Genomic DNA, 16,441 nt, shown 5'->3' on the forward strand with positions numbered 1-16,441 from the left:
GTCCACCGAATGTCGGTCGGCCTCAGGCGGGAATGCGGATCAGCGCCTTCAAGCCGCCGAGTTCGGACTCCGACAGAAGAATATCGCCGCCATGCGAACGGGCGATGTCGCGCGAGATCGCGAGGCCGAGCCCCGTGCCGCCCGCGTCGATGTTGCGGGCCTCGTCGAGCCGCACGAAGGGCTTGAACACGTCCTCGCGCTGGTCCGGCCGGATGCCTGGGCCGTCGTCTTCCACCGCCACGGTCAGCCAGCGATCGTCGTGGCGCGCCGTCAGCCGCACGTGCTCGCCGTGCCGCAGCGCGTTGGCGACGAGGTTGTGGATCAGCCGTAGGAAGCTGTCGGGACGCACCGTCACCATCGGGTCGCCGTCGATCTCGGTGGCGATCGTGCGGCCCTTGAGCGCGGCTTCGCCCTCGAACTTGAGGAAGGCGCGCTCCAGGTCGAATTCGCCAACATCCTCGCCGGCCTCGCCCTTGGCGAAGTCGAGATAGCCTTCGAGCATCCGCCCCATCTCGTCGACGTCCTGCTCCAGCTCGCGCCGGTCCTCGCCCTCCTCCAAAAGCGCCACCTGAAGGCGGAAGCGGGTGAGCACGGTGCGCAGGTCGTGGCTGACGCCGTTGAGCATCTGCGTGCGCTGCTCCAGCTGGCGCTCGATGCGATCGCGCATCTGGATGAAGGCAAGCGAGGCGCGGCGGACCTCCGATGCTCCGCGCACGCGAAAGTCGCTCGGCATCGGCTGGCCGCGCCCGAAGCCTTCGGCGGCCTGCGCCAGCTTCTGGATCGGGCGGATCTGGTTGCGTAGGAAGAGAATGGCGATGAGCAGCAGCACGAGCGAGGTGCCGACCATCCAAAGCAGGAAGATGTGGGTGTTCGACGCATAGGCCGAGTTGCGCGGCGCGAAGACGCGCAGCATGTGCTTGTCGAGCTGGATGCGGATCTCCACGATCCGCGACTCGCCCACCGTGTCGATCCAGAACGGCCGGTTGATCTGGCGACGGATCTCGTCCGAGAGAATGCCGTCGAGAATGTTGAAGAAGGGCTTGGACGCGGGCGCGGGCAAGGGCTCGGGCGGCAGCACGAGGACGTTCAGCCCCAGTCGCTCGCGCGAGATGCGGTTGATCTCGAGGAACTCGTCGTCCTGCGGGTAGGTGTCGAGCACGTCGATGACGGCAGCGATGTCCTGCACCACGGCCGCCGAAAGGCGCTGCGTCACCGTCTGCCAGTGTCGCTCCATGAACACGAAGGCCACCACCGACTGCAGCAGCACCATCGGCGCGATGATGATGATGAGCGAGCGGGCGTAGAGGCCCTTCGGCGTGTTGCGCGAGATGAAGCGCGGCACGTGGCGCAGCGGCCCGCGGAAAAGGCGAGGGCGCCGCAGCGCGGCGCGCAGGGTCTCGGTCGCGGAACCGACGCCGGAGAGGCCCGGCCGAAAGCGATCGAGCAGGGTCATACCGCGTCTCAGTCGACGTTGAGTCGGTAGCCGATGCCGCGCACGGTCTGTAGCCAGAGCGGGTTGGCCGGATCGCTCTCGACCTTGCGTCGCAACCGGTTGATCTGCACGTCCACCGTGCGCTCGCCCACGTCCGCCTCGCCGCCGAGAAGATCCTGCCGCTGGATGGTCTCGCCGGCCTTGGCGGCGAACTGCGCCATGATCTCCTGCTCGCGCTCGGTCAGCCGGATGATTTCGACGCCGCGCTTCAGCTCCTTGCGCGACAGCGAGAAGGTGAACGGACCGAAGCGCACGTGCTCGACCTTCTGGATCGGCTGGGTGTTGCCGCGCTTCAGGATGTTGTTGATCCGAAGCAGCAGCTCGCGCGGATCGAAGGGCTTGGCGAGGTAGTCCTCCGCCCCGGCTTCGAGGCCGAGAATGCGGTCGTTCGTCTCCGAACGTGCCGTGAGCATCAGGATGGGGATGTCGCGCAGCGGCGAGATGGAGCGCACGAAATCGAGCCCGCTCTCGCCGGGCATCATCACATCCACCACGAGAAGGTCGAAGTCGAGGCCGCCGAGGATCTTGCGTGCCTCTGCGGCATCGGCCGCCACCGACACGCGAAACCGCCGCTCGGTGAGGAAGCGAGACAGCAGACTGCGGATGCGGCGGTCGTCGTCTACCACGAGGAGATGCGGCGCGTCGTCGTCGAGCACCGCGGGCCGCGCCGCCGCCGTTGCCGGGGTCGTGTCGGGGGTGATGTCCGTCACAGGTCCGTTTCCTTGCCGATGCCCTTCTTGGCGAACCAGTCCCGCGTCGCCTTTCGGTCGATTCCCATTTCGAGCAGGAAATCGTTGACGAGACCGGGATCGGTCAGCGCCGCCGCCCGGAAGGCCGCGTCGATCCGGCGACCTTGGGCCCGCGAGAGCTCCAAAGTCAAAGTGCGGCCCCTGTGGGTGGGATAGAGGCGGCGCTGGCGTCGGTCGTCGGTGCCCTGGATCTGCACCACGAAGCCTTCGTCGACGAGCTGGCGCAGCACGCGCGAGAGCGACTGCTTGGTGATCTGCAGCAGCTCCAGAATGTCGGCGATCGTCATGCCGGGGTCGCGGTTGACGAAATGCAGGATGCGATGATGGGCACGCCCGAACCCGTAGCGCTCCAGGATCGAGTCGGCGTCCGCGGTGAACTCGCGATAGGCGAAGAAGAACAGCTCGATCAGGCGGAAGTCCAGCTCGCCGCGCGTCGGCAGCGGCTCCCGGACGATCTCGTCCGCGTCGGGCAGGGCCGTGGGGTTCAAACTCGTATCCAAAATAGGTCAGCACTGTTGACGTATATGCGGTCCATTGTTACACCGTTGACGGCCGGTTGGAACAGTCCGACAACCGGCAAAGCCGATGGTCGGCGGGTGGAAACTCAACCACCACGGCTGCATTGGCCGCAATTCCAGCCCAAGCCTGCCCCAGTGTCGGGGGCGACATGAGCTTGTTCCGCCGTGCCCGGGCGGGTGGGAGGACGTGAGCGCGCTGCCGGGTCCGGCGCCGAACCAATCGGAAAGGGCGCCATCGTCCGATGGCGCGACATCAGCGATGAGCACCGTTCCCTTCGACCAGCTGGATGGCCAGATCTGGTTCAATGGCGAGTTCCTGCCCTGGAAGGACGCCAAGATTCACGTGCTGACCCATGGCCTGCACTACGCCTCCTCGGTGTTCGAGGGCGAGCGGGCCTATGGCGGCGAAATCTTCAAGCTGCGCGAGCACACCGAGCGGCTGATTGCATCCGGCAAGATCCTCGGCTTCGACCTGCCCTACAGCGCCGAGGAGATCGACGCCGCCTGCAACGAGTTGCTGCGCCGGCAGGGCTTCGCCGACGCCTACGTGCGTCCGATCGCCTGGCGCGGTTCGGAATCGATGGGCGTCTCGGCGCAGAAGAACCGCATCAACGTGGCGATCGCGATCTGGCAGTGGCCGAGCTATTTCGATCCCGAGCAGCGCATGAAGGGCATCCGGCTCGACATCGCCGAATATTGCCGGCCCGATCCGCGCACCGCGCCCTCGCGCGCCAAGGCGAGCGGCCTCTACATGATCTGTACCATTTCGAAACATGCGGCGGAGGCCAAGGGCTATGCCGACGCGCTGATGCTCGACTGGCGCGGCCATGTCGCCGAGGCGACGGGCGCCAACGTCTTCTTCGTGAAGGACGGCGTCATCCACACCCCCGACCCCGACTGCTTCCTCGATGGCATCACCCGCCGCACCGTCATCGACCTTGCCCAGCGGCGCGGCTACAAGGTTGTCGTGCGCACGATCCTGCCGGAGGAACTGGAAGGCTTCAGCGAGTGCTTCCTTTGCGGCACGGCGGCCGAGGTCACGCCGGTGTCGGAGGTCGGGCCCTACAGCTTCCAGCCCGGCGAGATCACGCGCCGCCTTGTGGAGGACTACATGGCCGAGGTCACCCCGAAGCGCCTCGCGGCCGAGTAGCTCGTCGTCGAAACGGCCGGCCTCGCTTGCGGGGCCGGCCGTCTTGCTTCAGACGGAACGGCGGGTCCGCCGCATGCGGGCCTCCCGTCCCGTTCGCCGGAGCTTCGCCATGTCCCGCCTTCTCGCCGAGATCGTTCCGGTCACGCCGTTCCAGCAGAATTGCTGCCTCCTCATCGACGAGGCGACGCGCGCCGGCGTGGTGGTCGATCCCGGCGGCGACGTGGACCGCATCCTCGCCGCGATCGACCGGATGGGCGCCGACATCGGCGCGATCTGGCTGACGCACGGCCATATCGACCATGCCGGCGGCGCGATGGATCTGAAGGACGCGCTCGGCGTCGAGATCGTCGGGCCCAACCGGGCCGACGCCTCGCTCCTCGGCCGTCTGGAAGACCAAGCCCGCATGTTCGGCCTGCCCGGTGCCGTGCGCAACTGCGTGCCCGACCGTTGGCTGGACGAGGGTGAAATCGTCTCTGTCGCCGGCCACGATTTCGCGGTCCTGCACACGCCCGGCCACTCGCCGGGGCACGTGGTCTTCTACCAGAAGGAGGCGGCATTCCTGCATGCCGGCGACGTGCTCTTTGCCGGCTCGATCGGGCGTACCGACCTGCCGGGCGGCGACCATGCGGCACTTCTGAACTCGATCCGCACCAAGCTGCTGCCGCTCGGCGACGAGGTCGGCTTCATCTGCGGCCACGGCCCGGGCAGCCGGCTCGGCGTCGAACGCCGAACCAACCCCTTCCTCGTCTGACGCCCGTCCAAGCGCCCTCAGGGCTCGCCAGTGCAGAAGCGCCGGCGCCCGCTCTCGTCGCGATAGGTGCCGAGCGACGCATCGAAATCGGGGTAGCGGGCGACGCAACCGCGCAGCCACTCCTCCGTCCACGGCTCCGCACCCGTCGCGGCCGGTGTCGCGGCTGCCGGGGGTGCGGCGGTGGCAGCGCTGGCCGTGCGCTCGGCCGGCGTCGGCGTCGGCACCCGCTCGGGCCCGGCCGCCGGCGAACGAGCGGGCGCCCGCATCAATTCGTCGGCCGGCGCGGGCGATCCCTCGTCGGGATAGATCAGCGCCTGACGGTCCTCGGCCGGCAATTCGTCAAAGGGTGTTCCATTTTGCACCGGCGCGAGCGCGGCCTCGTCCTTATGGGATGTGGAACCCGGCCGATCGAAACCGGGTGCGATCCGTATGATCTTCGTGGCGCCCGAATAGACGACGTCGAGCCCGTCGCGTCCGTAGGGGCGGCGATCGAGCCGGGCGGATGCGACGTCGATGATCCGTGCGTCGCTTCCTGCCTCGCGGGATTTCATGAGCGTCGGCGGCGGCGGCTCGGCGGCCGGTGCGCTGATCACCACGAAGGACGATCCGCCGCCGATCCCCGACGTTCCGTAGAACGAGCCGCGCTCGACCGCCCCTGGTGAGAAACGCACCCCGGTTTCAGCCCCATCATACCGGCGGAGAGCGTCCTGTCGTCGCTGCGAGCTGGCCTCGGAGCGGCCGCCTCGGCGCGCGGCATCGATCTCGTCGAGCGTGCCACGCTCCCAATTCCGATCGCTCCGGTATGGCAGCGGCTCCGCCCAGTGGTTGCCGCCCGAAACGGTCCGAATGGATCCACCGCGAAGGTCGGAAGCGGCGGAGAACGGCTCCTGATGGCTCTGCGGATGAATGTGCGTCACCGAGCCCGTCCGCTCGTATCCGACGTCCCGGTCATAGGCATGGGAAAACGACCCGCCCGAGACCGCGCCGCCTTCGACGGCCGAGGCGGGAACGGCGCCGACACAGAGCCCGGTACCGAGAATGGCGACGGAAAGGAGTCTCATCGAGTGACCTGCGCGTTAACGTTTCGTTAACAGCTACGGAGCAATCGGCATGCCAAGACGACGTTCCGATGTGGAACGACCGGTTGTGAAAATGGTCATGAAAAACCCGCCGGATTGCTCGGGCGGGTTCAAGGGCAGGTTGCGAGACGTCGCGAAGATCAGTCGGCCGCCTCGAGGTTGACGGCCTTCGGGCCCTTGCCGCGCTTGTCCGGCTCGGTCTCGTAGGAAACCTTCTGGTTCTCGACCAGCCCGGAAAGACCGGACGCCTGGACAGCCGAGATATGCACGAAGATGTCGGCGCCGCCGTTGTCAGGCTTGATGAAGCCGAAGCCCTTTTCGGTGTTGAAGAACTTCACGGTACCAGTCTGTGACATGATGAAACCCTTTTCCTTGGCTTATTCGTTGCCCTTGCGGGCCTGGCAGGCAAGTCTTGATGCGAGGAAAAGGAAACGATACATCGTGATCGGCTTTCACCGATGACCCGGAGGAGGCGCCTCCGATACGCAATTCGTCCATTACCCGAGTTCGCGATTTTGCCCGAACGAGAATCTCTTGCAATCTGCCTGTTGACTTTGCAAGCGAAAGTTTCATGGACAGCATTCACATTTCGTTTCCTGGCCGACTGGCGTTAGCCTTGCGGTTGTTGGAGCAAGTGGACGAATGCGCCCGCTGCCTTGCCGCGATCCGGTTTTCGCCACACGTTGACCATCGTCGGACCGGGCTGTTCTTCCTTTCTCGTCGAACCGTGCGGTTCGACGCCAGACTTGTTCTTTCCGGCCTTGCGCAGAGCCAGGTGACACCACAAGGCGTCGCCATTTCTTCGAATGGATGCGCCGGGAGCGCTGCTTTCGCGGATGATTCGGCGTGGTCGAGCCATTCCAGGTGTGATCCGGCGCTTTGGCGCGTCCCAACGGTTGTAGGTGGATCGCGGTTCTCGGTGCGGTCTGCCTGCCATTGAACGTCTCCCCTGAAGGATAACCCTCGCGGATCGTCTCGGTGCAGATCGTATAAACGTCTTCGATACGTTGGCAGCAGGGATGGCGACGCCCGCGACCCCCCTTTGATGGCGCAACGTGATCTCGGCTTTGTGATCGGTGATCGTCGTCTTCAACTGGCCGCCGAACGTCGGCACTTCGCTCCGCTGCAATCCACTGACCCCTCGAACCTCGATGCTGGCACGCCGACGACTGCGCAGCCGACAACCGGATCAGTCGCCGAGACCTTCGCGGCGGTGTACGCACCACAGTTCGCGACCGCTGCGCAGGTTTGGGTTCACCCAGTGATCGTCAAGGCATGGCGCGTCGAGCGCATACCCACGCCTGACGGCTTCGTGACACCTTGCTCGCAACGGAATCGGCTCGTTCGACTTCCTGTGTCGATCGTTCAAGAATTCTAGGACACGACGCCATGAACCGTACCGCCATCATCGCCGCCGCTTTCGCCTTTGCCGCGACGCCCGGTCTCGCGCAGTCGCCGAATCCGGCTTCGACCACGCCGGTCATTCCGGAGGCGAGCACCGCCGCCCCCGAAAGTCCCGATCGCATGGGAGCAGCCGCGTCCACCGGCGACACCACGCAGTCGCCCGGAACGGACGGGCTGATCGGCACCGACGCCAGCGCCACGAGCTCGACGTCCCGGGATGGAACGAGCGTGCCGACGCAGGGGCTGAGCGAAAGCGAGGCGGCAACGGCGACCGAGACGACACCATCCGGCGGGATCGTGCCCGGCCAGAGCTCGAACTGATCCGTTTCGTTCGATCGCCTTCGCATGCCTTCGCGGCGGCGATCGTCGTGACGATCGATGGCCGCGTCTCACTCACCGTCCGGCGAGGAACGGAGCGGCTCCCGAACCGTTGATCGCGCAGTTCATTTCAGAGGAACAGAAGACATCATGTCGAGAACACTCGCCGCCCTTGCCGTTGCGGCTCTCGTCGGCTCTGCCGCCCCGACCTTCGCGCAGGATTCAGCGCCCATTCCGCAGGGGGGCCAGGTGGTGGAACTCGGACAGGGCACGGATGTGGCCCCGCGGTACAACAACCTGCCGGGCGTCGGCCTCGAGCCGTCTTCCTCCAGCCGCAGCACGAGCCCGAGGGGGCCGGGCGGGCTTTCCAACGGTATCGGAGCCTATGGTGTAATGGCGCCTGACGCTTCCGGCACCGCCGGCAACGCGACGACCCGGATTCCCGGCGCCATCCCCGACACGAATAGCGGCATCGGCATTCCCCTCAACTGATGGTCACTTCCCGGCCATTTCGTCCGGACCTTTCGGTCCGGACCTACTCACGGATGATCTGGCGATGACGCGTTCAACTCTGATGACCGTCGCTGCATTGGTCTTTGCGCTCACCGGGTGCCAGCTTGAGCGACAACGCGGCGTGCTGCCAACGGGAACGGGGCAGACCTCGTCGGGCGGTCTCGTGCCGGGACAAGTCGAACACTGAGCGACGGCATGCAGATGGCAACGCGCCGGGCCGCGTAGCGATGTGCTTCCAACAGCATGCGACACGACATCGTTTCGGCTGACGCGAACCGCATCGACCATGGGGAGGGGCTTCGATTTCAGGGCCCTTTTTCCGTCCGGTGACGGCGCTCGCACCGCCGCCCTCTGGGGGAACCGGGGGGAAAGCATGGCCGTTGAAGGCACAACGCGCTGCCGCGATACGCCGGCGCCCCCTCCATCGAAAGCCAGACGCCATGAAGACCAAGATCACGCTCGCTGCCGTTCTGCTCTCGACGGCTCCCGTCTTCGCGCAAGGCGCGGGCGTCACTCTCTCGTCACGCGAGCGCGCGGTCGCCACCGAACGTCACGTGCTGCCGGACGGGCGCGTCGTGCTTCTTCCCGCCAATGGCGGCCTGCCGTTCCTGTTCGGTCTCGGCGATGCCTATGGCAAGCCGTCGAGCGTGCCGGTGGTGCGTGGCACCACGCCCTCCGTGCTCGCCTCCACGCCCTCCGGCGGTCTGGTGCCCGGCCAGACGCCCGAGTAGCGCTCAGCCATCGATCGCCACGAGGAACCGGCGGATCGTCTCGGACAAGCCGAACTCCAGCGTGTCGGCGATCAGAGCATGCCCGATCGAGACCTCCGACAGCGTCGGAATCGCGCGCTTGAGCTCCGGAAGATTGCCCACCGTCAGGTCGTGTCCGGCATTGACAGTGAGGCCGGCCGTAATGGCGGCGTCCGCCGCCGCCTTCAGTCGGGCGAGCTCCCGTTGCGCGGCCTCGGGGTCGGAATGGGTGGCGCCGTAGGGCCCCGTGTAGAACTCGACGCGGCTGGCCCCGAGTCGGGCTGCGACGTCCAGCCCCTCGGGCGAGGGATCGGCGAAGAGCGAAGTCCGCGCGCCGAAGCCGGTGACGCGAGCGATCGCCGCTTCCAGGCGCTCCGCCTCCCGCACGAAATCCCAGCCATGGTCCGAGGTCGCCTGCGACGGGTCGTCGGGCACCAGCGTCACCTGGTCGGCGCGCGCGGCTTCGCAGAGGTCGAGGAAGGCTTCGGACGGATAGCCCTCGACGTTGAATTCGGCCTGCGGGAACTCGGCGTCGATGAGCGCGCGCAGGTCGGGAAGGTCGGAAAAGCGGACATGGCGCTGGTCGGGCCGCGGATGAACCGTCAGCCCTCCTGCTCCGCTCGCCAAGGCCAGCCGCCCGAACCGCACGACGCTCGGCCAGGGCAGATCGCGCCGGTTGCGAAGCATCGCCACGGCGTTGACGTTGACGGACAGGACGGTGCGCATCGGATCGACCTCATGCAAAAGGCACGACGGGGATGGTGCCGGACGCATGCTGTTATCGGTCGGGCGGTGGGGGGATCAAGGGCGCGCCGGTCCGCCTTCGACGGGAAGCGTGAACCCTCGCAAGAATCGGCCTTGTCAGCGGACGCATGCGCTGCGATATCCATGAGAATGCATTTTTGTCGGCAAAGATCATTTCTGCCGCAAGCGCGAGGGTCGCGATCCCATGCTCACCGTGCCAGACGCCGCCCCGACGATCCTGCTGCATCCCGTCGACACCGTGCGTGTGGCGCGGCGGCCGATCGAGCCCGGCCAGCCCGTGGGCGTGCCCGGCATTCTCGCGCGCCAAGCCGTACCGAGCGGCCACAAGGTCGCCATCCGTCCGGTGGCGCTGGGCGACAGCATCCTGAAATACGGCCAGATCATCGGCTATGCGACCGCGCCGATCGAGGCGGGCGACCACGTGCATCTGCAGAATATGGCGATGCACGAGAGCGAGGTGCATCACGAGTTCGCCGCCGACGCGCGCGCCACGCCGCTGTTGCCGGAGGCCGAACGCCGCACCTTCGAGGGATATCTACGCGCCGACGGGCAGGTGGGCACCCGCAACTACATCGGCATCATCTCGTCGGTGAACTGCTCGGCCACCGTGTCGCGCGCCATCGCCGACCATTTCAACAACAAGGGCGGGCTCGAAGGCTTTCCGAACGTCGATGGCGTGGTGGCGCTGACCCACGGCATGGGCTGCGCGCTGTCGCTCAAGACCGAGGGCTACACCTATCTCGCCCGCACGCTGAGCGGCTATGCGCGCAACCCGAATTTCGCGGGCATCCTGATGATCGGGCTCGGCTGCGAGAGCAACCAGATTTCTTTCATCACCGAGAAATACGGGCTGGAGGAAGGCCCGACGCTGCGCACGATGACGATCCAGCAGCTCGGCGGCACCCGCAAGACGGTTGAGCAGGCCTCGGCGCTCATCCGCGAGATGCTGCCGGCCGCCAATGCCATTCCGCGTACCACCCAGCCGCTCTCGGGCCTGAAGCTCGCGCTCGAATGCGGCGGCTCCGATGGCTACAGCGGCATCTCGGCCAATCCGGCGCTCGGCTACGCATCCGACCTTCTGGTGCGCAACGGCGGCACGGCGGTGCTGGCGGAGACGCCGGAGATCTACGGTGCCGAGCATCTCCTGACGCGCCGGGCCGTGAGCCCCGCCGTGGCGCAGAAGCTTATGGACCGCATCTCGTGGTGGCGCGACTACACCGAGCGCCACGGCATGGAGCTGAACAACAACCCCTCGCACGGCAACAAGGCGGGGGGTCTCACGACGATCCTCGAGAAGTCGCTCGGCGCGGTCGCCAAGGGCGGTTCGATGCCGCTCGAAGCCGTGTACGAATATGCCGAGCTCATCGACCGCACCGGCTTCGTGTTCATGGACACGCCCGGCTACGACCCGGTGGCGGTGACCGGCCAGATCGCCGGCGGCTGCAACATGCTGATCTTCACCACGGGCCGGGGCTCGGTCTCGGGCTGGAAGCCGGTTCCGACGATCAAGGTGGCGACGAACACCGAGATGTTCGAGCACATGGTCGAGGACATGGACTTCAACTGCGGCGGCATCGTCACGGGGGAGGATTCGATCGAGGCCGCCGGACAACGGATGTTCGACAAGCTGCTCGCGGTCGCCTCGGGCGAGCGCACGCTGAGCGAGATCTACGACTACGGCGACAACGAGTTCGTGCCCTGGCAGCTCGGCGCCGTCACGTAGTCGGGCCACGACGACGTGGACACGGTCGAGCCATCGGCGGCCCCCGGCGCCGATGTCTGCGAAGCGCACGGCGAGCGGCTTCCGGCCTACGAGCGTATCGCGCGCCGCTTGAGGCGAGCGCTCGACGCCGGCGCCATACCGCCCGGCACGATCCTGCTCGAAGGGCCGCTCGCGGCGCTCTTCGCCTCCAGCCGTTCGCCGGTGCGCCAAGCGCTCGCGGCGCTGGCGCGGGAAGGGCGCGTGCGGCGCTTCGCCGGGCGCGGCGTCGTCGCGGGTGAGGCGGAGCCGCGGCGGATCGAGCTCGATCCGTCGATGATCGGCCTGGGCGGTGACGAGGACGCGCGTGGCCCACGGGAGGATGCGCTCTACTACCGGTTCGAGCGCGATCTCGTGCTACAGTCTCTCGCCGGGCGGTTTCGCGTGAACGAGCTGGCGCTGGCGCGCGCCTTCGAGATCGGCCGGCTTGCCGCAGGCGATCTCCTGCGCCGGGCCGAGGCGGCTGGCATCGTGGTGCGCGACGAACTCCGGCGATGGCGCATCGTGCCGCTCGACGTCGATCGCCTGCGCCAGATCTACGACCTGCGCATCGCGCTCGAACCGCTGGCGATCCGCCAGACCGGAGGCCGTATTCCCGCCGACCTGCTTCGGGTCGTCGGGATGCGGCATCGAGCGGCGCTCGGCGCCTTCCCGGCGCTCGACATCGCGACGCTCGACCGGCTGGAGCGGGACCTGCACGTGCTCCTCCTGTCTTTCGCCGAGAACCGCGAGATGGTGGAGGCGCTGCGCCGTTCGCATCCGATCCTGCTCGTGGGCAAGCACCTGCAGGTCGCCGCAGGATTGGTGCCGCCGGTGGACGACTTCATCGCAGAGCATCTGTCGGTCATCGAGGCCTTGGCAGGGAACGATCCGGCCGAGGCCGCCCGTCTGCTCGCGAACCATCTGACGAGCTCGCGCCAGACCGCGATCGACCGTTTGAGCCAGATGGCGCTTGACGAGTCCCGCGACGCCGATCCGGACTACATCGTCCGCCTGTAGCGGCGAGGGCGAGGCCGCTTCAGCGTCGGCCGTCGAGGAAGGCGGCGATGGCCGTGCGCGTCGCCGGCCTCTTCCAACAGCCGGCGAGGAGTTCGGCTGTCCGGTGCAGCGCAGCGTCCTCCACCAGGCTTCGGGCGCTTCGGCACAGGCGCTTGGCGCGCGCGACGGTCTCGTCGTCCAGCGTTCGATAGGGCGCAACCTCCCGCTCCACGGCGGCGTCGAGATCTCCGGCGGCAACACAGCGCGCGAAAAGCCCGAGTTCGACGGCCTCGGGCGGATCGAAGACCCGGCCGGAGAAGAAGACGCGGCGGCCCGCGCCTCGCCCATCCGCGCGAGGAGTAGAGCGAGATCGTCGAGGGCAGCCGCCCCACCCAAGCTTTGGCGAAGGCAGATCGGCCGCTCTCGCCACCACCGCGATGTCGCAGACCGCCATCAGCCCGAGGCCACCGCCATAGGCCTGTCCGCCGATGCGCGCGATCAGCGCTTCGGCAGTTCGTTCAGGTCACGCAGCATGAGTGCCAGCGCCTGCTCGATCCCCTTGTCGTGCGTCGACACGTCCTTGAGGGTGACGAATCCCGTCATGTCTCGGGCTCCGTCTCGGCGAGGAGCGCGTCGGCCTCGACCCGATCGCCGAGCGTGACGTGGAGGGCGCCGAGTCGCCCGTCGCGGAGCACGCGCATCGTGTATTCCATCTTCATGGCGGCGGCCGGCGAGGACGATGGGATCCTAGCCTTCGGCGATCACGTCCGACATGGGCGTCAGGTCGGCGCTGACCGGCGTGCAGGAGCCCATCACGGGCGCGATCTGTGGATGCCGACACCCAGCCGATGCCCGCGATGGCGCCGGCCGCCCCATGGCAGCGGCTCGTTGCCGGTGCCGTGGGCGGCGAACAGGCCGATCTTGAGGAAGAGCGAGCCGGGGTCGAGCAGCCGCGCCACCCGCTCGCGCGGCAGAGCTTGGCTTGCCCCACGCCAGATGCCGTGCGCGCGCCTGAGCGCCGCCGCCGGCGAGAGCCACCTCGGCAGCCTTCTCCACCATGTGCATCTGCGCCCGCATCGCCGCGCGGTTGGCGGCAATTTCCGCCGAGCGGGGGGCGAGCGACGAGCCGAGCACCGCCATCACGCCGTCTCCCGAAACAGCTCGCGGCCGATCAGCATGCGCCGGATCTCCGAGGTGCCCGCGCCGATCTCGTAGAGCTTGGCGTCGCGCAGGAGGCGGCCGGTCGGGAAATCGTGGGTGTAACCGACGCCGCCGAGCGCCTGGATGGCCTGCAACGCCATCTGCGTCGCCGTCTCAGCCGCATGGAGGATGCAGCCGGCAGCATCCTTGCGGCTCGTCTCGCCGCGATCGGCCGCCGCCGCCACGGCGTACACATAGGCGCGTGCGGCGTTGGCCGAGACGTACATGTCGGCGAGCTTGCCCTGCATCAGCTGGAACTCGCCGATCGGCTGACCGAACTGCCGGCGCTCGTGGACAAAGGGCACCACCACGTCGAGGCAGGCGGCCATGATGCCGAGTGGACCGGCGGCGAGCACGATGCGCTCGTAGTCGAGCCCGCTCATCAGAACCTTCACACCACCGCCGACCGCGCCGAGGACGTTCTCCCGCGGCACCTCGCAGTCATCGAACACGAGCTCGCAGGTGTTGGAGCCGCGCATGCCCAGCTTGTCGAGCTTCTGCGCGGTGGAGAAGCCCGCCATGCCCTCCTCGACGAGGAAGGCCGTGATGCCGCGCGGACCGGCGGCCGGGTCGGTCTTGGCGTAGACCACCAGCGTGGACGCGTCCGGCCCGTTGGTGATCCACATCTTGGTACCCGTCAGCACGAACCGGTCGCCGCGGTCTTCGGCGCGAAGCGTCATCGACACGACGTCGGAGCCGGCCGAACTCTCCGACATGGCGAGCGCGCCCACATGCTCGCCCGAGACGAGCTTCGGCAGGTATCGTGCCTTCTGCGCCGGAGTGCCGTTGCGGGCGATCTGGTTGATGCAGAGGTTGGAATGGGCGCCGTAGGAAAGGCCGACCGAGGCCGAGGCACGGCTGATCTCCTCCAGCGCGACGCAGTGGGCGAGATAGCCGAGCCCGAGCCCGCCATCGGCCTCGCCGACCGTGATTCCGTGCAAGCCGAAATCGCCCATCTCGCGCCAGAGATGGTCGGGAAATTCATTGGAGCGGTCGATCTCGGCGGCCAGCGGCGCGATGCGCTCGGCGGCGAAACGGCGGACGGTCTCGCGTAGCGCCGCGATGTCCTCGCCGAGCCCGAAGTTCAGTCCCGCGTCAAACATCGGCCGTCTCCCGGGTTCGATCGTGTGCCGGATGCAGGCCCACGGCGCGGCGAACGAGATCGACATAGAGGTCCGTAATGTCGGCGATCGACAGGCGCCCGCCCTCGCGCACCCAGGTCGTGACGCCGGTCAGCATGGCGATGAGGGCGCGGGTCTCGACGGCGGGATCGCGCAGCGCGAAGACACCCTCGGCCGCGCCGCGCGCCAGGATGTCGCGCAGGATCCGCTCGTAACGGTCGCGCAGGGCCTCGACGGCCGCGAAGTTCTCGGGCTCGAGGCTTCGCAACTCCATGTAGGCCACGAGCACCGCCTCGGGCCGGGTGAAGTGATAGCTGATGTGGAAGCGCACGAAGGCATCCAGAGTTTCCGCAGGTGGGCATGATCGCTCCGGGCAGGCCTCCCATGCCGCGATCAGCGCTTCCATATGGTCGACCATCAGCGCGCGCAGGATGTCCTGCTTGGCGGCGAAGTGATTGTAGATGCCGCCCTGCCGGATGCCGGCGCCGTCCGCGATCTCACGCATGGAGACGGCCGCATAGCCCTTTGCGGCGATGAGCCCGAGCGCGGCGGCGCGGATGACCGCGGCGGTGTCGCGAGAGCGTGCAGGAACGTCGGACATGCGAAAAGACCGTAAATGAACGTTCATTCATAAAAGGCTGGCGAACGATGCTTGTCAACTGCTCAAGGTGCAGGAGCCAAAAAGGCCGCTAGGGTGCCGCGTCCTGCGGTCGGCCGGCGGCGGACTGGAGGAGGGCGGCGACGATGTCCGACTGCGCCACGATGCCGACGAGCTTTCCGTCGTCCGCGACCACAGGCAGATGATGTAACCCACCCTCGCTCATGAAGAGGGCGACGGCAGCGACCGACGTTTCCGGCGACACGGTCTCGACCGGGCTGGTCATGATGTCCTCGACCGCGCCGTAGGGCGCACGGCCGCGCGACAGGGTGAGCCGCACGCGATGGCGCGAGGCGAGGCGGGGGCCGCCGCGGCCCCAGGCGGCCTTGTCGAGAAGGTCGGTCTGCGTGACGATGCCGAGCACGCGCGCGCCGTCGTCGGTCACCGGCAGCGCCTTGATGCCATGCGCGCGCAGCAGTTCGAAGGCCTCGCGCAACGAGGCGTCCGGCGCCACCGCGACCACGTCGCGGATCATCACGTCACCGGCGCACAAACCACCGGACTGGCGGGCGTACCAGTGGAACTGCGCCTTGCGCAGGATCCGCTTGAGGTCGCTGCGGGCGATGTCGAACACCTGATCCTCGTCGCGCAGCACCGCGTCGAGGTCGTCGTCGGAGACGCCCACCGTCGCCGCCGGGGCACGGCTCGGCGCCGGGCGGGCACTGGCGGAGGATGCCCGGTGCGGGTATCGGCGGCCCGTCGCATTGTTGAACGCGAGCGCCACCGCGAGGAGCAGCAGCGAGTTGGCGAGCACCGGCCAGACCACGAAGCCGTAGCCGAGATCGCGGATCGCCGCGCCGCCGAGCACGGCCGTCAGCGCCACCGCCCCGCTCGGCGGATGCAGGCAGCGCAGCGTCATCATCGCGGGGATCGCGACCGCGATGGCGAGCGAGGCGGCAAGAAGCGGGTTCGCGACGAGGAGTGCGGCGCTGACCCCGACGAGCGCCGCCACCAGATTGCCGCCTAGGATCGACCAGGGCTGCGCCAGCGGGCTGGCCGGCACCGCGAAGAGCAACACGGCGGAGGCGCCCATCGGCGCGATGAGGACGGGCAGGGCGCTGCCGTCTGCGACCGCGAGCTGCGAAACGACGCCCGTTCCGAGAATGCCGACCAGCGCGCCGCAAGCGGCCCGCAAGCGCTCGCGCACGCTGACGGAGGCCGCTTCGGGCAGCATCGCCGAGAGGCGCGACAGGATGGGGCGCTCGGTCACGTGGACGTTCGGTTCGCAGCGGCATCG

Annotated in this window: 20 protein-coding genes and 1 pseudogene; 8 read left to right on the forward strand and 13 right to left on the reverse strand. The window is 67.7% G+C overall.

From position 1 onward, the window contains the following. Positions 1 to 22: 22 nt before the first annotated feature. The 3 genes from GGR04_RS08725 to GGR04_RS08735 are packed head-to-tail and all read right to left on the reverse strand — an operon-like array spanning position 23 to position 2,729. Positions 23 to 1,453, reverse strand: a complete 1,431-nt coding sequence (locus tag GGR04_RS08725; RefSeq protein WP_183199478.1) for an ATP-binding protein — start codon at positions 1,451 to 1,453, stop codon at positions 23 to 25. Between the two features lie 8 nt (positions 1,454 to 1,461). Then, positions 1,462 to 2,193 carry a response regulator gene (locus GGR04_RS08730; protein WP_183199664.1) on the reverse strand — a complete coding sequence of 244 codons (732 nt, stop codon included), beginning with the start codon at positions 2,191 to 2,193 and terminating at the stop codon, positions 1,462 to 1,464. Between the two features lie 5 nt (positions 2,194 to 2,198). After that, positions 2,199 to 2,729 carry a MarR family winged helix-turn-helix transcriptional regulator gene (locus GGR04_RS08735; protein WP_376769845.1) on the reverse strand — a complete coding sequence of 177 codons (531 nt, stop codon included), beginning with the start codon at positions 2,727 to 2,729 and terminating at the stop codon, positions 2,199 to 2,201. Between the two features lie 289 nt (positions 2,730 to 3,018). Between GGR04_RS08735 and GGR04_RS08740 the strand changes: the two genes are divergently transcribed. Next, positions 3,019 to 3,909 carry a branched-chain amino acid aminotransferase gene (locus GGR04_RS08740; protein WP_183199480.1) on the forward strand — a complete coding sequence of 297 codons (891 nt, stop codon included), beginning with the start codon at positions 3,019 to 3,021 and terminating at the stop codon, positions 3,907 to 3,909. 109 nt (positions 3,910 to 4,018) lie between these two features. Next, complete coding sequence (locus GGR04_RS08745; RefSeq protein WP_183199481.1) at positions 4,019 to 4,660, forward strand: MBL fold metallo-hydrolase; 642 nt, start codon at positions 4,019 to 4,021, stop codon at positions 4,658 to 4,660. A 17-nt stretch (positions 4,661 to 4,677) separates the two neighbouring features. Here the strand turns inward: GGR04_RS08745 and GGR04_RS08750 are convergent, their stop codons facing one another. Both GGR04_RS08750 and GGR04_RS08755 read right to left on the reverse strand, forming a co-directional pair. Continuing rightward, positions 4,678 to 5,721 carry a BA14K family protein gene (locus GGR04_RS08750; RefSeq protein WP_183199482.1) on the reverse strand — a complete coding sequence of 348 codons (1,044 nt, stop codon included), beginning with the start codon at positions 5,719 to 5,721 and terminating at the stop codon, positions 4,678 to 4,680. Between the two features lie 158 nt (positions 5,722 to 5,879). Then, complete coding sequence (locus tag GGR04_RS08755) at positions 5,880 to 6,095, reverse strand: cold-shock protein (RefSeq protein WP_062203690.1); 216 nt, start codon at positions 6,093 to 6,095, stop codon at positions 5,880 to 5,882. 689 nt (positions 6,096 to 6,784) lie between these two features. On the opposite strand from GGR04_RS08755, the gene GGR04_RS08760 reads away from it, so the two are divergent. From GGR04_RS08760 to GGR04_RS08775, 4 genes are all read left to right on the forward strand, one after another. Continuing rightward, on the forward strand, positions 6,785 to 7,117 hold the full coding sequence (locus GGR04_RS08760) for a hypothetical protein (RefSeq protein WP_183199483.1): 333 nt from the start codon (positions 6,785 to 6,787) through the stop codon (positions 7,115 to 7,117). A gap of 11 nt (positions 7,118 to 7,128) precedes the next feature. After that, complete coding sequence (locus GGR04_RS08765) at positions 7,129 to 7,464, forward strand: hypothetical protein (protein ID WP_183199484.1); 336 nt, start codon at positions 7,129 to 7,131, stop codon at positions 7,462 to 7,464. A 147-nt stretch (positions 7,465 to 7,611) separates the two neighbouring features. Continuing rightward, entirely contained in the window at positions 7,612 to 7,953 is a 342-nt protein-coding gene (locus GGR04_RS08770) for a hypothetical protein (RefSeq protein WP_183199485.1), read from the forward strand. A 461-nt stretch (positions 7,954 to 8,414) separates the two neighbouring features. Continuing rightward, positions 8,415 to 8,705, forward strand: a complete 291-nt coding sequence (locus GGR04_RS08775; protein ID WP_183199486.1) for a hypothetical protein — start codon at positions 8,415 to 8,417, stop codon at positions 8,703 to 8,705. A 3-nt stretch (positions 8,706 to 8,708) separates the two neighbouring features. Here GGR04_RS08775 and GGR04_RS08780 read toward each other — a convergent pair whose 3' ends face one another. Further along, positions 8,709 to 9,449, reverse strand: a complete 741-nt coding sequence (locus GGR04_RS08780) for a pyridoxine 5'-phosphate synthase (RefSeq protein ID WP_183199487.1) — start codon at positions 9,447 to 9,449, stop codon at positions 8,709 to 8,711. Between the two features lie 223 nt (positions 9,450 to 9,672). Between GGR04_RS08780 and GGR04_RS08785 the strand changes: the two genes are divergently transcribed. Then, positions 9,673 to 11,211 carry a D-arabinonate dehydratase gene (locus GGR04_RS08785; protein WP_183199488.1) on the forward strand — a complete coding sequence of 513 codons (1,539 nt, stop codon included), beginning with the start codon at positions 9,673 to 9,675 and terminating at the stop codon, positions 11,209 to 11,211. A 15-nt stretch (positions 11,212 to 11,226) separates the two neighbouring features. Continuing rightward, complete coding sequence (locus GGR04_RS08790; protein ID WP_183199489.1) at positions 11,227 to 12,246, forward strand: GntR family transcriptional regulator; 1,020 nt, start codon at positions 11,227 to 11,229, stop codon at positions 12,244 to 12,246. A gap of 19 nt (positions 12,247 to 12,265) precedes the next feature. Here the strand turns inward: GGR04_RS08790 and GGR04_RS23925 are convergent, their stop codons facing one another. The 7 genes and pseudogenes from GGR04_RS23925 to GGR04_RS08815 form a co-directional block, all read right to left on the reverse strand. Next, positions 12,266 to 12,457 carry a Clp protease/crotonase-like domain-containing protein gene (locus GGR04_RS23925; RefSeq protein WP_246393031.1) on the reverse strand — a complete coding sequence of 64 codons (192 nt, stop codon included), beginning with the start codon at positions 12,455 to 12,457 and terminating at the stop codon, positions 12,266 to 12,268. A 57-nt stretch (positions 12,458 to 12,514) separates the two neighbouring features. After that, positions 12,515 to 12,679 (reverse strand): annotated as a pseudogene (locus tag GGR04_RS24550) (hypothetical protein); the annotation flags it as partial. Positions 12,680 to 12,824: 145 nt separating this feature from the next. Continuing rightward, positions 12,825 to 12,944: a biotin/lipoyl attachment domain-containing protein gene (locus GGR04_RS24735; protein WP_512698876.1), complete on the reverse strand. Its 120-nt coding sequence runs from the start codon at positions 12,942 to 12,944 to the stop codon at positions 12,825 to 12,827. A 28-nt stretch (positions 12,945 to 12,972) separates the two neighbouring features. After that, positions 12,973 to 13,365 (reverse strand): hypothetical protein, encoded by a 393-nt coding sequence (locus tag GGR04_RS08800; protein ID WP_183199490.1) that lies wholly within the window; start codon positions 13,363 to 13,365, stop codon positions 12,973 to 12,975. Then, entirely contained in the window at positions 13,365 to 14,528 is a 1,164-nt protein-coding gene (locus GGR04_RS08805; RefSeq protein WP_183199491.1) for an isovaleryl-CoA dehydrogenase, read from the reverse strand. The genes GGR04_RS08800 and GGR04_RS08805 overlap by 1 nt, the downstream gene beginning before the upstream one ends. Then, a complete protein-coding gene (locus tag GGR04_RS08810; RefSeq protein ID WP_183199492.1) occupies positions 14,521 to 15,147 on the reverse strand; it encodes a TetR/AcrR family transcriptional regulator in 627 nt (208 codons plus the stop codon). Before GGR04_RS08810 ends, GGR04_RS08805 begins: the two co-directional genes overlap by 8 nt. 88 nt (positions 15,148 to 15,235) lie before the next feature. Continuing rightward, positions 15,236 to 16,399, reverse strand: coding sequence for an HPP family protein (locus GGR04_RS08815; protein ID WP_183199666.1), 1,164 nt, complete (start codon positions 16,397 to 16,399; stop codon positions 15,236 to 15,238). Between the last annotated feature and the right edge of the window lie 42 nt (positions 16,400 to 16,441).

It is taken from the genome of Aureimonas pseudogalii, assembly GCF_014196835.1.
GTDB lineage: Bacteria > Pseudomonadota > Alphaproteobacteria > Rhizobiales > Rhizobiaceae > Aureimonas > Aureimonas pseudogalii.

Bases quoted from the DNA above. Each gene is read 5' to 3' on its own strand.
- GGR04_RS08725 (WP_183199478.1), bottom strand. From the start codon at position 1,453: ATGACCCTGCTCGATCGCTTTCGGCCGGGCCTCTCCGGCGTCGGTTCC.
- GGR04_RS08740 (WP_183199480.1), top strand. From the start codon at position 3,019: ATGAGCACCGTTCCCTTCGACCAGCTGGATGGCCAGATCTGGTTCAAT.
- GGR04_RS08745 (WP_183199481.1), top strand. From the start codon at position 4,019: ATGTCCCGCCTTCTCGCCGAGATCGTTCCGGTCACGCCGTTCCAGCAG.
- GGR04_RS08750 (WP_183199482.1), bottom strand. From the start codon at position 5,721: ATGAGACTCCTTTCCGTCGCCATTCTCGGTACCGGGCTCTGTGTCGGC.
- GGR04_RS08755 (WP_062203690.1), bottom strand. From the start codon at position 6,095: ATGTCACAGACTGGTACCGTGAAGTTCTTCAACACCGAAAAGGGCTTC.
- GGR04_RS08760 (WP_183199483.1), top strand. From the start codon at position 6,785: ATGGCGCAACGTGATCTCGGCTTTGTGATCGGTGATCGTCGTCTTCAA.
- GGR04_RS08765 (WP_183199484.1), top strand. From the start codon at position 7,129: ATGAACCGTACCGCCATCATCGCCGCCGCTTTCGCCTTTGCCGCGACG.
- GGR04_RS08770 (WP_183199485.1), top strand. From the start codon at position 7,612: ATGTCGAGAACACTCGCCGCCCTTGCCGTTGCGGCTCTCGTCGGCTCT.
- GGR04_RS08775 (WP_183199486.1), top strand. From the start codon at position 8,415: ATGAAGACCAAGATCACGCTCGCTGCCGTTCTGCTCTCGACGGCTCCC.
- GGR04_RS08780 (WP_183199487.1), bottom strand. From the start codon at position 9,449: ATGCGCACCGTCCTGTCCGTCAACGTCAACGCCGTGGCGATGCTTCGC.
- GGR04_RS08785 (WP_183199488.1), top strand. From the start codon at position 9,673: ATGCTCACCGTGCCAGACGCCGCCCCGACGATCCTGCTGCATCCCGTC.
- GGR04_RS24735 (WP_512698876.1), bottom strand. From the start codon at position 12,944: ATGAAGATGGAATACACGATGCGCGTGCTCCGCGACGGGCGACTCGGC.
- GGR04_RS08800 (WP_183199490.1), bottom strand. From the start codon at position 13,365: ATGGCGGTGCTCGGCTCGTCGCTCGCCCCCCGCTCGGCGGAAATTGCC.
- GGR04_RS08805 (WP_183199491.1), bottom strand. From the start codon at position 14,528: ATGTTTGACGCGGGACTGAACTTCGGGCTCGGCGAGGACATCGCGGCG.
- GGR04_RS08810 (WP_183199492.1), bottom strand. From the start codon at position 15,147: ATGTCCGACGTTCCTGCACGCTCTCGCGACACCGCCGCGGTCATCCGC.